This is a genomic window from Azospirillum agricola, from assembly GCF_020005195.1.
Taxonomy (GTDB): Bacteria; Pseudomonadota; Alphaproteobacteria; order Azospirillales; family Azospirillaceae; genus Azospirillum; species Azospirillum agricola.
The window spans coordinates 2,244,488-2,258,312 of record NZ_JAIFZR010000005.1 but is presented as its reverse complement, the minus strand read 5'-3'; the positions used below and the strand labels follow the sequence as shown (position 1 = coordinate 2,258,312).

Below are 13,825 nucleotides of genomic sequence, written 5' to 3'. Positions count from 1 at the left end.
CGAAAAATGCATCGGCCAACCGCTCAGAAGGCGTCGGACGGGCCGGCCGGCGGCATCAGGGGGCAGCCGCAGTTCGGGCACGCGGTGCGCCGAAGACGCTCGATCATGCGCGGGTCGGGACGTGTGAGGCCGAAGGCGTTCTCGATCTCGGCGATCTGCCTGGCATGGTCGGCCGACGGTCCGCAGGCCGCGTCCAGCACGGCGCCGTAATCCGAGGACGGCCGGGCGGTGATGGCGCCGGCCCCCGATCCGGAGAGCAGGACCGCCCCACCGGCCGCCAGCCCCCGGAGGATGTCCCGCCGGCCAGTGTTCCGCGTCCGCCCACCCATTCTCCGCCCCATCGGTTCCGCTCCGCGGGTCGGAGCCAGGACTAAGGTTGCAACCCAAAAACGTTACAACATAGCAGAATGATCCGCAAGACGGCCGCCCGCTCAGGACGCCGCCACCGCCCCGCCCCGCCACGCCTCGCGGGTCATCCGCAGCTTCAGCAGAGCGACCGTATCGCCCCAGGGCGCGACGTGCGTCGTGAGCCCGATCGGCGTCATGCCGAGCTTGGCGTAGAGCAGCAGGCCCGGCGTGTTGGTGTTGAAGCAGGAGAGTGTCATCTCCGGCAGGTCGTGGACCGAGAAGGCGCGCTCCATCATCGTCCGCACCAGATGCTCGGCGATGCCCTGCCGCCGCCGCCGCGGATCGACGGCGAGGTTGCCGAGGCTGGTGGTCCGCCCCTCCTCGAAGGCGACGAAATTGGCGTAGCCGACCGCCTGGCCGTCCAGGATCGCCACGGTCGGGTCGCGCCGCTCCGCCAGGCTGGCGCGGACCTGTCCGGGGGTCAGCGGCCATGTGGCGCGGGGAAACAGGAAATACAGCTCCTCGGCGTTGCGGGGAAAGCCACAGACGGTGGGGATGTCGGCGTCGGTCAGCGGACGGTCGCCGACAATGCGGGGCGGATGGGTCATGATCCGGAGACAGTGGAGGGCCGCTCCGGACAACTCAAGTGGTCTTGCGGCAATCCCCGTGGGCTCCTATGGTCGGCGCATGATCCACACACTCTCCGAACTCGCCGCCCGGCTGGGCAAGGGGCAACGGCTTCTCGGGCTCGACGTCGGCAGCAAGACGGTCGGGCTGGCGGTCGCCGACCCCGGACTGGTCGTCGCCTCGCCCATCGGCACGCTGAAGCGGACCAAATTCACCCAGGACGCGCGCGAACTGGGAAAGACGATCCGCGATTACGGCATCGGCGGGCTGGTGGTCGGGCTGCCGCTGAACATGGACGGGTCGGAGGGACCGCGCGTCGAATCGGTGCGCGCCTTCGCCAAGAATCTGCTGGAACGCGCCGACCTGCTGGGCTGGGAGGCGGAGATCGCCTTCTGGGACGAGCGGCTGTCCACATCGGCGGTCGAACGCTTCATGATCGGCGAGGCCGACATGACCCGCAAGCGGCGCGACGAGGTGGTCGACAAGATGGCCGCCGCCTACATCCTGCAAGGCGCGCTCGACATGCTGGCGAACCAGCGCCGTCGCGAGGCCGAGGGGGCGGACGGTGACGGTGACGGTGACGGTGACGGTGACGACGACGGCCCCGGCGGCTGGACAGACCGCGCCGACCGCTGAACGGCGCTCCTTCATGCGTCATGCCCGTGCCCGGCACGGGCATCCAAGGGCAGAGCTCATGCTTGCGCGCGGGTGACCGGGCCAAGCCCGGTCACGATGGAAAGCGCCGGCCTCAGGCCGCGCTGATGCGGCCGCCCGGCGGCTGGTTGCGCGCCGCCCAGCGGGTCAGCAGCAGAATGCCCAGCACCACCGCCACATAGGCGATCAGTTGCGCCTCGGTCGGCCGGTCGGTGTAGCCGACCAGCACATGCAGCGCCTGCCCGAACAGGCTCTTGTCGCGCAGCAGGAACGAGCTGTCCCACAGAATTTCGCCGCCGGCCTCCAGCAGGCCGGCCTGGGCCAGGAAGGTGACGGCGGTGGACGCCATCCCCGCCGCCAGCAGGGTCAGCAGCCACGTCGTCACCGAGAAGAGATGGCGCGTCGGGATGCGCAGCAGCCCGGCGTAGAGCAGAACCGACACCAGGGCGCCGAGCGCCACGCCGCCCAGCCCGCCGAGCAGCACGGTGGCGAAGCCGCCCTCCTCCGACGCCACGATGCCGGTGAGGAACAGCACGATCTCCGACCCTTCGCGCAGCACGGCGACGCCGATCACAATGGCGAGCGCCGCCAGCGTGCGCTCGCCGCTCGCCACCGCGCGGCCGACCGCCGCCATGTCGCGCGCCAGTTCCCGGCCATGCTGGGCCATCCAGGCGTTGTGCCAGGCCAGCATGACGACGGCGACCAGCAGGACCCCGGCGTTGAACATCTCCTGCCCGGTGTCGGCGAACAGCGCGCTGATGCCGTCGGCGAAGGCCGCGACGACGCAGGATCCGACGATGCCGGCGGCGATGCCGGTGGCGATCCAGCGGGCGCGCCCCACGACCCCCTGGGTGGCGGCAAGCACGATGCCGATGACGAGGCCGGCTTCGAGCACCTCGCGGAACACGATGATCAGACTGGCGAGCATGGCGGACGTCTCCGAGGAAGGACCGGCGCGAAGGGGAAAGCGAAACGGCCGGCTCACTCGGCCAGGACGGCGCCCTGGGCGGTGGCTTCGTGGAACTCGCCGAAGAACGGATAGCGTCCGGGTTTCAGCGGCCCGATCGCGACCTTCATCTGCTTGCGGCCGCCGACGATCTTCTCGACCTTCAGCTCGGCGCTCTCGAACTCCTCGGACGTCACGTCCTGGTTGTCGACCAGCAGCGTCACCCGCCTGTTCGCGGGGACTTTCACCTCGGCGGGTTCGAACTTGTGGTCCTTGATGACGATGGTGACCGGCGCGTCATCCGCCAGCGCGGGCGCACGGGACGTCAGGGCGGGCAGCAGGAGGGCGGCCGCAAGGGCCAGGGGGGCGATCAGGCGGTGCATGGGGCGGAACCTCGGAACGGTGAGCGTTCTTGCATATGCAAAGCATTCTCACCCGAGATACCCAGGGTCAACGAAAAGCGCCCCGCGCCCTTCGCACGCCCCCTGCGACGGAAACGCGCATCCGGCTGGAAGGAAAGACGGTTAGGGCGGCTCCGGCGCGGTGCCGTCGAAGCGCTCCAGCCCGTCGTCGATCGCGTAGTAGTCGGCCTTGTCGGCGACGAAGATGTGCCGCAGCGTGGTCAGGCCGGTCGGTTGGTCGAGGGTTCCGGCGGCGATGTCGACCCACGCGTTGCCGTCGCCCTTCCAGAACAGCGACGAGCCGCAGCGCCCGCAGAAGCCGCGCTCGGCCTTGTCGGACGAGCGGTACCAGACCAGCGTGGAGTCGGCGTCGAAGAACACGGTGTCGCGCGGCACGGTGATGTAGGCGCCGAGATGCCCGTGAAAGCGGCGGCACTGCCCGCAATGGCAGTTCACCACCCCCATCGGCCGTTCCGTGGCCAGGAACCGCACGCCGCCGCACAGGCAGCCGCCGGGCAACCCCTGCTCTCCGCTCATTCCGTCTCTCCCGCGCTGGTCCGCCGTTCCAACCCGTCGGCGCCGATCTCGTAATAGGAGCCCTTGCAATCGACCATGATGTGCCGGTCGGCGCGCAAGCCCGGCGCGTCGTCCAGGCTGCCGGCGGTCACCGTGATGCGCTCGGCGTCATCGACGGCCTCCCAGAACAGCCCGGACCCACAACGCGCGCAGAAGCCGCGCCGCGCCCGGCCGGAAGAGGCGTACCACGTCAGCGTGTCGGCGGCGGTCAGGCGAAGCGCCGCGCGCGGCACCCCGGCGTAAGCGCCGACATGGCTGTGCTGGCGGCGGCACTGGCCGCAATGGCAGAACGAGACCGGTTCCGGCGGGGAACCGATCTCGTAGCGCACGCCGCCGCACAGGCAGCCGCCGGTCCACACGGTGAGGCCGGAAGCGGACATCAGCCCCGCCAGAAAGGCTTGTCGGCCTCGGTCGAGGCGTCGGCGCGCGACACGCCGATGTCGGACAGCAGATGGTCCGGCAGGGCTTCCAGCGCCAGCCGCTGGCGGCGCCGCTCGCTCCAGGTCGCCATGCGGTCGAACAGCGCGGCCAGCAGGCCGCCGGCACCGGCGAAAGCGGAACGCTCCGCCGCCATGGTCCGGGTGCTGGACAGGGTGGATTGGGTGATCCGGCTCATGATCGGTCTCCTTGCCCGAAGAACCAGGCCCGAAGGACGGGCCATGCGGGGATGATGGGAAAGACACGCTTCGAGGGGCTGGATGCGGGGATCGACGGAAGGCTTCTCGACCGCGCCGCATCGGCTGTCGTCGTGGGACTGAAGATGACCGAACGACGCCTTGCGGACAAACGACGCTTTCTCATAGAGTCGATTAGAGAAACTAATCCGATACCTTCCCCGGATCCCGATGTCCCGCCGCCTGCCCCCGCTGAACGCGCTTCGCGCCTTCGAAGCCGCCGCCCGTCACCTGTCCTTCACCAAGGCGGCCGACGAACTCCACGTCACCCAGGCGGCGGTGAGCCACCAGATCAAGGCGCTGGAGGAGTGGCTCGGATTACCCCTGTTTCGCCGAATGAACCGCGCGCTGGCGCTGACCGAGGCCGGGCAGAACTATCTGCCGCCGGTGCGCGAGGCGATGGACACGCTGTCCCAGGCGACCGAGAAGCTGATCCGCACCGACAGCGCCGGCGCCCTGACCATCTCCACCATGCCGAGCTTCGCGTCGAAATGGCTGGTGCCGCGGCTGATGCGCTTCCAGAAGCGCTATCCCGACACCGACGTCCGCGTGCAGAGCACCATCCAGATGGTGGATTTCACCCGGCACGACGTCGATCTGGCGATCCGCTTCGGCACCGGCGTCTGGCCCGACCTGCGGGTCGAGCGGTTGCTGACCGAGGACATCTTCCCGGTCGGCCACCCGTCGCTGCTCAACGGCGAGCGCCCGCTGACCTGCCCGGAGGACCTCTGCAACCACACCCTGCTGCACGACGACTACAACATCTCCTGGGCGGTCTGGTGCCGGGCGGCCGGGATCGAGGGGGTGGATGTCGACCGCGGCCTGCGCTTCGACGATTCGTCCTTCACGTTGCAGGCGGCGATCAACGGCCACGGCATCGCGCTGGCGCGCGGCGTCCTGGTGTCCGACGACATCGCCAGCGGCCGGCTGGTGCGGCTGTTCAACGTCGGGCTGCCCGGCAGCCTCGCCTACTACGTCGTCGCCCCGCCGCATTACTTCAACCGGCCCAAGGTGAAGGCCTTCCGCGACTGGCTGTTCGAGGAGGCCGCCAACACGCCGTGAGCGCGCGCGGAGGCCGCAAGCGATTGCCCTGAATACCGGCGGCACCCGCTTGCGGGCGCCCCGCACCGCTCCTATAGTCCGCGCCCATGAGCGCGCCCCACCCCCAAGACGAGATCTTCCCGCACCGCCACCTTCTCGGCATCGAGGGGTTGCGGGCCGGCGAGATCACCCGGATCCTCGACCTCGCCGACGGCTATGTCGAGCAGAACCGCCGCCCCGTGAAGAAGTCCGCCCTGCTGGACGGCCGCACGCTGGTGAACCTGTTCTTCGAGAACTCCACCCGCACCCGCACCAGCTTCGAGCTGGCCGGCAAGCGGCTGGGCGCCGACGTCATCAACATGTCGTCGGACGGCAGCTCGGTGAAGAAGGGCGAGACGCTGATCGACACGGCGATGACGCTCAATGCCATGCATCTCGACGCGCTGGTCGTGCGCCACGCCGACTCGGGCGCCGTCAAGCTGCTGGCCGACAAGGTCAACTGCTCGGTCATCAACGCCGGCGACGGGCACCACGAGCACCCGACCCAGGCGCTGCTCGACGCGCTGGCGATCCGCCGCCGCGTCGGCCGGCTGGAAGGGCTGGTGGTGGCGATCTGCGGCGACATCCTGCACAGCCGGGTGGCGCGCTCCAACATCCATCTGCTGAACGCCATGGGCGCCCGCGTGCGCTGCGTGGCGCCGCCGACCCTGCTGCCCTCGCAGATCGACCGGCTCGGCGTCGAGGTCCATCATCAGATGAAGACCGGCCTGAAGGACGCCGACGTCGTGATGATGCTGCGGCTCCAGACCGAGCGGATGAGCGGCCAGTACATCCCCTCGACCCGCGAATACTTCTACTTCTACGGCCTCGACTACGAGAAGCTGGAGGTCGCCAAGCCGGACGCGGTCATCATGCACCCCGGCCCGATGAACCGCGGCGTCGAGATCGACTCGGAGGTCGCCGACGACCTCAAGCGCTCGATGATCCTCGACCAGGTCGAGCTGGGCGTCGCCGTGCGCATGGCCGTCCTCGACCTCCTGACCCGCGAACGCCGGAAGGCCGACCAATGAACAGCCGCGTCGCCTACCTGAACGCCCGCCTGCTCGATCCCGCGACCGGGCTGGACCAGCGCGCCGACCTGCTGACCGAGGGCGGCAAGATCGCCGATTTCGGTCCGGACCTGTTCCGCGACGGCGTGCCCGCCGACGCCGAGGCGGTGAACCTGGACGGCCTCTGCCTCGCCCCCGGCCTCGTCGACATGCGCGTGCTGATCGGCGAGCCCGGCGAGGAGGAGAAGGACACGATCAAGAGCGCGTCGCGCGCCGCCGCCGCCGGCGGCATCACCGCGATGGCGCTGCTGCCCAACACCACGCCGGTGCTCGACGAGGTCGCCGGGCTGGAGTTCGTCGCCCGCCGCGCCCGCGAGGCCAGGCTGGTCAAGGTCTTCGCCTACGGCTCCGCCACGCGCGGGACGGAAGGGAAGGAGATCACCGAGATGGGCCTGCTGGCCCAGGCCGGCGCCGTCGCCTTCACCGACGGCACCAAGGCGATCGGCAGCGCCAAGACGATGCGCCGGGCGCTGAGCTACGCCAGGACCTTCGACAAGCTGATCGTGCAGCACCCGGAGGAGCCGTCGCTGTCCTCGGGCGGCATGATGAATTCCGGCGAGATCGCCACCCGCCTCGGCCTCGTCGGCATCCCGCGCGAGGCCGAGATCATCATGATCGAGCGCGACCTGCGGCTGGTCGAGCTGACCGGCGGCCGGCTGCACTTCGCCCACGTCACCACCTCGGAGTCGGTGGAGCTGATCCGCCGGGCCAAGGCGCGCGGCCTGCGCGTGACCTGCGACACCGCCCCGCACTATTTCGCCCTGACCGAGGTCGATGTCGGCGACTACCGCACCTACGCCAAGGTCTCGCCGCCGCTGCGCGGCGAGATGGACCGCCGCGCGGTGGTCGAGGGGCTGGCCGACGGCACCATCGACGCCATCGCGTCCGACCATGTGCCGCAGGACCAGGACCAGAAGCGCCTGCCCTTCGCCCAGGCCGCCTTCGGCGTGATCGGGCTGGAGACGCTGCTGCCGCTGACGCTGGAGCTGGTCCACAAGGGCAGGCTGCCGCTGTTGAAGGCGCTGGCCTGCGTCACCGCCAACCCGGCGGCGATCCTCGACCTGGCCCTCGGCCGCATCGCCAGGGGGGCCGCCGCCGACCTCGTGGTCTTCGACCTCGACAGCCCCTGGCAGATCGACGTCTCGCGCTTCCGGTCGAAGTCGAAGAACTCGCCCTTCGAGAACCGCCCGGTCCAGGGCCGTCCGCTGCGCACCATCGTCGATGGCCGCACCGTCTGGACGGAGGGCTGAGCCGGTGGTCATGCTGGCCGTCTGCGCCCTGCTGGGCTATCTGCTGGGCTCGATCCCCTTCGGCCTCGTGCTCACCCGCATGGCCGGGCTGGGCGACATCCGCCAGATCGGTTCCGGCAACATCGGGGCGACCAACGTGCTCCGCACCGGCAACAAGCCGCTGGCGCTCGCCACGCTGCTGCTGGACAGCGGCAAGGGCGCCATCGCGGCGCTGCTCGCCTTCCTGTGGGCCGGCCCGGCCTTTCTCGGGCTGGAGGCGGCGGTCCTGGCGGCCGGTGGCGCCATGCTGGGCCACAGCTTTCCGGTCTGGCTCGGCTTCAAGGGCGGCAAGGGTGTCGCCACGGCGCTCGGCGTGCTGCTGGCGGTGTGCTGGCCGGCCGGGCTGCTGGCCTGCCTGACCTGGCTGGTCATGGCGGCGGTCTTCCGCATCTCGTCGCTGTCGGCGCTGACCGCGCTGGCTCTCAGCCCGCTGACCGGCTGGTATTTCGGCGGCCCGCTGGTCGCCGGCCTGTGCCTGTTCATCGCCGTCCTGGTCTTCGTCCGCCACGAGGCCAACATCCGCCGCCTGCTGAAGGGCGAAGAACCGAGGATCGGCGCTGGCAAGAAGAAGGCGGTCCCCTGAAGCGCCCCCTCTTTGAAGGTGGATGCGGATCAAACGGCCGTATCCATCCTTGAGGAATATTTACCGCCTCCCCGCGTCCATGATGAAGCGGCGCCGCCAACCAGCGCGCTTCGCTTATGGGGAGGATCGAACGATGACATCCACAGCCCGCATCACCGCGCTTGCCTTCGGCCTGGGCATCGCCCTGTCCGGACCGTCCGCCCTTGCGCAGGGAAAGGAGCCGGCGATGACCGGCAAGACGGCCATGGGGCCGGTGCTGACCGACGCGAAGGGCATGACGCTCTACGTCTTCGACAAGGACACCGCCGGGAAATCGACCTGCAACGGTCCCTGTGCCGCGAACTGGCCGCCGCTGATGGCGGACGCCTCGGCCAAGCCGATGGGGAAATACACCGTCATCGCCCGCGACGACGGGTCCAGGCAATGGGCCTACAACGGCAAGCCGCTCTACACATGGGCCAAGGACGCCAAGGCCGGCGACACCACGGGTGACGGCGTGAACAGTGTCTGGCACGTCGCGAAGCCATGACAGGACCGGCGCGCCGAGCGGCTTCCGAAACGGACCGGTCGGCGCGCAACCCGGCGGGAGCGGGCGTCGCGGCAGCCCCCTCCCGCCGCTTCTTCAGCGGTTTGCGTTTTTTCGTCGGATAGGGCTTGGCAGGCGGGAAATCTTTCGCTATACACCCGCCCACGCCAACAACGGCAGCCCGAACAAGGGCTTCCGATCCCGGTTAGCTCAGTTGGTAGAGCAGCGGACTGTTAATCCGCTTGTCGCTGGTTCGAGTCCAGCACCGGGAGCCAGATTGAAAAGGGCCGGACGCCAGCAGCGTCCGGCCCTTTTCCTTTTCCGGCGCCCCGCGTGGAAATCGGCCGTTCGGCCAAACCGTCTCCGTTCCGGCGACATCGTATAAGCCCAAATGGTGGGGCTGATGCACCGGAAGCGAACTGCCGCCGGAGGGCCGACAGGTTTAAACTTTGCAACAATTCCGAACCGAGCCCGTCGGTTGGGTGCTCCGCCGAAGGAGGACCGCCATGCTTCTGCCACTGCGAGGATCCCACCCGCTCGACCCGCCCGCCAGGCCTCTGGGGGAAGACGCGCCGATGCGATTGCGCGATTGCACCGGCGCTGCGTTCCTGTTCGCCGTCGTCATGGTGACCGCGCTGCTGCTGCTCGGGCTGGACTGGGACATGATGCTGGACGGCGACCGCTCCCTGCCGGAAGCCTCCCGCACGCTGATCATGGCGCCCCTGCCCCGCTGATCGTCCGGTCGCCCCCGCGACACGGCTTCAGCGGCCACCGGCCCCGCTCAGCCGGCGAGCCCGCTCAGCCGACGAGATCGTCGTAGATGGTCGTATCGGGATCGCCCTCGACGGCCTGCGACGCCACCCGCTTCCATTCCCCGCACCAGTCGGTGGACAGGGTGACGGGGAAGTTGCCATCGGGGCTGCGCGGGGTCACCACCGGCGGGTAGCGCCGGCAGGTTCCCTTCGGCCCGCGCTGGCGCAGGCCCTGCCCCTCCCAGAAGCGGCAGGTGTAGCAGGTGTCCGTTCGCTTCATCGCCGACCATTCCTCTCTCGTTCATCGTGGCCGCGAAGGAAGGGAACGGATCGGAGTCCCTCACTCGTGGCGTGGCTTGCCGGGCCGCAGGGCGTCGGAACATTGGGCGTAATACGCCTTGATGTCCGCGTCCAGAACCCTGCGCCGCTCCCCCTCCTTCGACTCGTCGGGCGCGTCGCTCAGACGCTGGAATTCCTCCACGGCGCGCTCGAGGTCCTGCTCGCTGCTGATGGGCATCACATGGGTCTCCCTTATGGCTGATGCTTCTCCACGACAACACCGGCCGGAGCGGCATGTTTCACGCCGATGGCGACGGTCACGCCTTGATGCGCCGCGACTCGCACGCAATGTCATGAGGGGCGGCTCCGGGGCGGATCCGCGTTTGCGGGAGGGCGGCAAGCATGCGGGTCGTCGTCACAGCCACCATCACCGGAACGAATCTCATCGAAGCCTGGGCCATCGCAGCCAGGACCACCGCAGCCACCTTGGCGGCGCGCGGCGCCGGTCTCTTCCTCCTTCTCCTGATCTTGTTCCCCTCGGCCCCCCTTCGCGCCGCCGAGGGGCTGAACGCCGACCGGCTGATGCGCGCCGTGGTCGGCGTCTCGGCGGTGGTCCCGCCGGACTCGCAAAGCTCCCAGACGCTGGGCTCCACCCGCGAGGGCAGCGGCATCGTCATCGACGGATCCGGCCTGATCCTGACCATCGGCTACACCGTCATGGAAGCCTCGGAAATCCAGGTGACCACGCTGGAGGGCAAGGGCTATCCGGCGACCCTGGTCGCCTACGACCCGGTCAGCGGCTTCGGCCTGCTGCGCGCCGGGATGGGCTTCGAGTCGCCGTGGCTGCGGCTGGGCAGCGTGGCGGCGGTGGAGGAAGGCGACGCGCTGCTGGCGCTCAGCGGCGGCCGCAACCGGTCGGCGACGGCGGTGAAGCTGGTCGGCAAGCGCGAGTTCGCCGGCTATTGGGAGTATCTGCTGGACGAGGCGCTGTTCACCTTCCCGCCGATCCGCGCCTTCAACGGAGCGGCGCTGGTCGACCGCAACGGCGCGCTGGTGGGCGTCGGCTCGCTGCTGGTGGCGCAGGCGATGGAGGGGCGCGGGCTGCCGGGCAACATGTTCGTACCGATCTCGGCCCTGGAGCCGATCCTCGCCGACCTGCTCGCCTACGGCAAGCGGCAGGAGCCGGCCCGCCCCTGGCTGGGCGTGACCCTGCGCGAGGAGCAGGGCCGGCTGCTGGTCGAGAAAGTGTCGCCGCGCGGCCCCGCCGAATCGGCCGGGGTGCGGCCGGGCGACCAGATCGTCGGGGTCGGCGGACAGCGCTTCAGCGGGCTGGCCGATTTCTACCGCAAGCTCTGGGGGCTGGGACCGGCCGGCGTGGTGGTGCCGCTGGAAGTGCTGCGCGGGGCGCGGCTGGAGCCGGTCACCGTGCCATCGGCCGACCGCGTGCGCTTCCTGCGGCTGAATCCGACCTTGTAGCGGGGGAAGGATGCGGTAAACCCTGGAAGGACCCATTTCATTCCGCTTCCGGGGCAGACTCGCCATGGACCATCCCGACATCGAGATCCTCGACAGGACGACGGCCTACAAGGGCTTTCTGACCATCGACGTGTACCGCCTGCGCCACAAGAAGTTCGACGGCACCTGGACCGGCGTGCTGCCGCCGCGCGAGGTCTGCGACCGCGGGCCGGCGGTCGGCGTGCTGCTCTACGATCCCGACCGCGACGCCGTGGTGATGATCGAGCAGTTCCGCGTCGGCTCCGCCGCCGTCGGCGGTCCGGCCTGGATGACCGAGATCGTCGCCGGCATGGTTGGCGAGGGCGAAACCCCCGAGGAGGTCGCCCGCCGCGAGGCCGTCGAGGAGGCCGGCTGCACCATCGGCGCGATCGAACCGATCGGCGATTACTTCGTCAGCCCCGGCGCCTTCACCGAGCAGGTCTTCGTCTTCTGCGGGCGGGTCGACAGCCGTGGGCTGGCCGCGACCGGCGGGCTGGAGGAGGAGCACGAGGACATCCGCATCATGGTGATGCCGAGCGACGAGGCGATCCGGCTGATGGATGAGAACCGCCTTCGCAACTCCGTCGCCATCATCGCCATCGGCTGGCTGGCCCGCCACCGCGAGGCGCTGCGCCGGCGCTGGCTCGACGATGGCCAAGTTTCCACCTGAGAAATTTGTTCAATGCTGCATTTCACAGACCCATCTTGAATCACGGCCGCTATCTCCCGATAGTGAAGGCCAACATTCGGCATCAGGATTCAGGAGACTCGGTCGTGGACATTCGCAACGGCTTCATCGGCGCCATCGGAAACACGCCGCTGATCCGCCTGGAAGGCCCCTCGAAGGCGACGGGGTGCGACATCCTCGGCAAGGCGGAATTCCTGAATCCCGGCGGCTCGGTGAAGGACCGCGCGGCGCTCGCCATCGTCCAGGATGCCGAGCGGCGCGGGCTGCTGCGCCCCGGCGGCACCATCGTCGAGGGCACGGCCGGCAACACCGGCATCGGGCTGGCGCTGGTCGGCAACGCGCTGGGCTACCGCACCGTCATCGTCATGCCGGAAACCCAGAGCCAGGAAAAGAAGGACATGCTGCGGCTGGTCGGCGCCGACCTGCGGCTGGTTCCGGCGGTGCCCTACTCCAACCCCGACAATTACGTGCGCTACTCCGGCCGGCTGGCCGAGGAGCTGGCGAAGACCGAGCCCAACGGCGCCATCTGGGCCAACCAGTTCGACAACGTCGCCAACCGCGAGGGCCACCGCCTGACCACCGGCCCCGAGATCTGGGAGCAGACCGGGGGCCGGGTGGACGCCTTCACCTGCGCGGTCGGCAGCGGCGGCACGCTGGCCGGCATCGGTCTGGCGCTCAAGGAGCGCAACCCCAGCATCCGCATCGCGCTGGCCGACCCGATGGGCGCCTCGCTGTACAATTACTACGCGTACGGCGAGCTGAAGGCCGAGGGAAGCTCGATCACCGAAGGCATCGGCCAGGGCCGCATCACCGCCAATCTGGAGGGCGCGCCGATCGACCAGGCGCTCCAGATCACCGATGAGGAAGCGCTGCCGATCATCTTCGACCTGATCAGGACGCAGGGGCTGGTGCTGGGCGGCTCGTCGGGCATCAACATCGCCGCCGCCATCCGCGTCGCCCGCGACCTCGGGCCGGGCCACACCGTCGTGACCATCCTGTGCGACGGGGGGCAGCGTTACCAATCGAAGCTCTTCAATCCGGACTTCCTTCGTGAGAAGAATCTGCCCGTGCCTGATTGGCTCGCCTGATTCTTCCTCGCGGGGTTCCATGGACGCGCTGTTTCGCGACGACGCTTACGCCCAACGCTGCACCGCCACCGTCGTTTCGGTGGACGAGCGCGGCATCCGGCTCGACCGGACCGTCTTCTACCCGACCGGCGGCGGCCAGCCCGGCGACAGCGGGGCGCTGCGCTTCGGCGGCGGCGAAATCCGCATCACCGACACGGTGAAGGGCGACGGCGGCCCCGACGACGTGATCCATGTGCCGGAGGCCGGGGCCACCCCGCCCGCTCCCGGCACCGAGGTCGAGGCGGTCATCGACTGGGAACGGCGCCACCGCCACATGCGGATGCACACGGCGCTGCATCTGCTGTGCGCCGTGGTGCCCGGCTCGGTCACCGGCGGGCAGATCGGGGCCGACAAGAGCCGCCTCGACTTCAACGTGCCGGCCGAGAGCCTGGACAAGGACGCCATCGCCGCCGCCGTCAACGCGCTGATCACCGCCGACACACCCGTCGGCACCCGCTGGATCACCGACGAGGAGATGGCGGCCGCGCCCGAGCTGGTGCGCACCATGTCGGTCAAGCCGCCGACCGGCTCGGGCCGCGTCCGCCTGCTGGACGTCGAGGGGGTGGATCTCCAGCCCTGCGGCGGCACCCACGTCGCCCGCACCGGCGAGATCGGCGGCATCGAGGTCACCAAGATCGAGAACAAGGGCAAGCAGAACCGGCGCGTCGTCATCGCGCTGAAGGACTGAGCCCGAAGAAACGAAGGGAAGAC

General features: G+C 69.4%; 20 protein-coding genes and 1 tRNA gene. 12 read left to right on the top strand and 9 right to left on the bottom strand.

Going from position 1 to position 13,825, the window contains the following annotated elements; genetic code table 11:
* Positions 1-23: 23 nt before the first annotated feature.
* Together JN22_RS25740 and JN22_RS25735 are read right to left on the bottom strand one after the other, a co-directional pair.
* Positions 24-341, bottom strand: a complete 318-nt coding sequence (locus JN22_RS25740; protein ID WP_223677884.1) for a hypothetical protein — start codon at positions 339-341, stop codon at positions 24-26.
* A 90-nt stretch (positions 342-431) separates the two neighbouring features.
* Positions 432-956, bottom strand: coding sequence for a GNAT family N-acetyltransferase (locus tag JN22_RS25735; protein WP_085556596.1), 525 nt, complete (start codon positions 954-956; stop codon positions 432-434).
* Between the two features lie 79 nt (positions 957-1,035).
* Here JN22_RS25735 and ruvX point away from each other — a divergent pair, with 79 nt between their 5' ends.
* Positions 1,036-1,611, top strand: coding sequence for a Holliday junction resolvase RuvX (ruvX, locus tag JN22_RS25730; RefSeq protein WP_085556595.1), 576 nt, complete (start codon positions 1,036-1,038; stop codon positions 1,609-1,611).
* Positions 1,612-1,723: 112 nt separating this feature from the next.
* On the opposite strand, the gene JN22_RS25725 is transcribed toward ruvX, so the two are convergent.
* The 5 genes from JN22_RS25725 to JN22_RS25705 form a co-directional block, all read right to left on the bottom strand.
* Positions 1,724-2,557, bottom strand: coding sequence for an FTR1 family iron permease (locus tag JN22_RS25725; RefSeq protein WP_085556594.1), 834 nt, complete (start codon positions 2,555-2,557; stop codon positions 1,724-1,726).
* 53 nt (positions 2,558-2,610) lie between these two features.
* Positions 2,611-2,958: a cupredoxin domain-containing protein gene (locus JN22_RS25720; RefSeq protein ID WP_085556593.1), complete on the bottom strand. Its 348-nt coding sequence runs from the start codon at positions 2,956-2,958 to the stop codon at positions 2,611-2,613.
* Positions 2,959-3,099: 141 nt separating this feature from the next.
* Positions 3,100-3,513, bottom strand: a complete 414-nt coding sequence (locus JN22_RS25715; protein WP_085556592.1) for a GFA family protein — start codon at positions 3,511-3,513, stop codon at positions 3,100-3,102.
* A complete protein-coding gene (locus JN22_RS25710) occupies positions 3,510-3,932 on the bottom strand; it encodes a GFA family protein (protein ID WP_085556591.1) in 423 nt (140 codons plus the stop codon). Before JN22_RS25710 ends, JN22_RS25715 begins: the two co-directional genes overlap by 4 nt.
* Positions 3,932-4,168, bottom strand: coding sequence for a DUF1127 domain-containing protein (locus tag JN22_RS25705; protein ID WP_085556590.1), 237 nt, complete (start codon positions 4,166-4,168; stop codon positions 3,932-3,934). Before JN22_RS25705 ends, JN22_RS25710 begins: the two co-directional genes overlap by 1 nt.
* 229 nt (positions 4,169-4,397) lie before the next feature.
* Here JN22_RS25705 and JN22_RS25700 point away from each other — a divergent pair, with 229 nt between their 5' ends.
* The 7 genes from JN22_RS25700 (at position 4,398) to JN22_RS25670 (ending at position 9,508) form a co-directional block, all read left to right on the top strand.
* The gene (locus JN22_RS25700) at positions 4,398-5,288 is read left to right on the top strand and encodes a transcriptional regulator GcvA (protein WP_085556589.1); all 891 of its coding nucleotides are present in this window, start codon (positions 4,398-4,400) and stop codon (positions 5,286-5,288) included.
* An 86-nt stretch (positions 5,289-5,374) separates the two neighbouring features.
* The gene (locus tag JN22_RS25695; protein ID WP_085556588.1) at positions 5,375-6,337 is read left to right on the top strand and encodes an aspartate carbamoyltransferase catalytic subunit; all 963 of its coding nucleotides are present in this window, start codon (positions 5,375-5,377) and stop codon (positions 6,335-6,337) included.
* Positions 6,334-7,626: a dihydroorotase gene (locus tag JN22_RS25690; RefSeq protein ID WP_085556587.1), complete on the top strand. Its 1,293-nt coding sequence runs from the start codon at positions 6,334-6,336 to the stop codon at positions 7,624-7,626. Before JN22_RS25695 ends, JN22_RS25690 begins: the two co-directional genes overlap by 4 nt.
* Positions 7,598-8,248: a glycerol-3-phosphate 1-O-acyltransferase PlsY gene (plsY, locus tag JN22_RS25685; RefSeq protein WP_085556586.1), complete on the top strand. Its 651-nt coding sequence runs from the start codon at positions 7,598-7,600 to the stop codon at positions 8,246-8,248. The genes JN22_RS25690 and plsY overlap by 29 nt, the downstream gene beginning before the upstream one ends.
* 133 nt (positions 8,249-8,381) lie before the next feature.
* A complete protein-coding gene (locus JN22_RS25680; protein WP_085556585.1) occupies positions 8,382-8,777 on the top strand; it encodes a COG4315 family predicted lipoprotein in 396 nt (131 codons plus the stop codon).
* A gap of 196 nt (positions 8,778-8,973) precedes the next feature.
* A tRNA-Asn gene (locus JN22_RS25675) sits at positions 8,974-9,049 on the top strand.
* A 300-nt stretch (positions 9,050-9,349) separates the two neighbouring features.
* The gene (locus JN22_RS25670; protein ID WP_179166225.1) at positions 9,350-9,508 is read left to right on the top strand and encodes a hypothetical protein; all 159 of its coding nucleotides are present in this window, start codon (positions 9,350-9,352) and stop codon (positions 9,506-9,508) included.
* A gap of 64 nt (positions 9,509-9,572) precedes the next feature.
* Here the strand turns inward: JN22_RS25670 and JN22_RS25665 are convergent, their stop codons facing one another.
* Together JN22_RS25665 and JN22_RS25660 are read right to left on the bottom strand one after the other, a co-directional pair.
* Positions 9,573-9,806 (bottom strand): hypothetical protein, encoded by a 234-nt coding sequence (locus JN22_RS25665; RefSeq protein ID WP_085556584.1) that lies wholly within the window; start codon positions 9,804-9,806, stop codon positions 9,573-9,575.
* A 60-nt stretch (positions 9,807-9,866) separates the two neighbouring features.
* Positions 9,867-10,043 carry a hypothetical protein gene (locus JN22_RS25660; RefSeq protein ID WP_179166224.1) on the bottom strand — a complete coding sequence of 59 codons (177 nt, stop codon included), beginning with the start codon at positions 10,041-10,043 and terminating at the stop codon, positions 9,867-9,869.
* A 164-nt stretch (positions 10,044-10,207) separates the two neighbouring features.
* Here JN22_RS25660 and JN22_RS25655 point away from each other — a divergent pair, with 164 nt between their 5' ends.
* From JN22_RS25655 to JN22_RS25640, 4 genes are all read left to right on the top strand, one after another.
* Positions 10,208-11,281: a S1C family serine protease gene (locus tag JN22_RS25655; protein ID WP_085556583.1), complete on the top strand. Its 1,074-nt coding sequence runs from the start codon at positions 10,208-10,210 to the stop codon at positions 11,279-11,281.
* 64 nt (positions 11,282-11,345) lie between these two features.
* The gene (locus JN22_RS25650) at positions 11,346-11,969 is read left to right on the top strand and encodes an NUDIX domain-containing protein (protein WP_085556582.1); all 624 of its coding nucleotides are present in this window, start codon (positions 11,346-11,348) and stop codon (positions 11,967-11,969) included.
* A 104-nt stretch (positions 11,970-12,073) separates the two neighbouring features.
* Positions 12,074-13,075: a cysteine synthase A gene (locus tag JN22_RS25645; protein WP_085556581.1), complete on the top strand. Its 1,002-nt coding sequence runs from the start codon at positions 12,074-12,076 to the stop codon at positions 13,073-13,075.
* 19 nt (positions 13,076-13,094) lie between these two features.
* Complete coding sequence (locus JN22_RS25640) at positions 13,095-13,802, top strand: alanyl-tRNA editing protein (RefSeq protein ID WP_085556580.1); 708 nt, start codon at positions 13,095-13,097, stop codon at positions 13,800-13,802.
* Positions 13,803-13,825 lie beyond the last annotated feature (23 nt).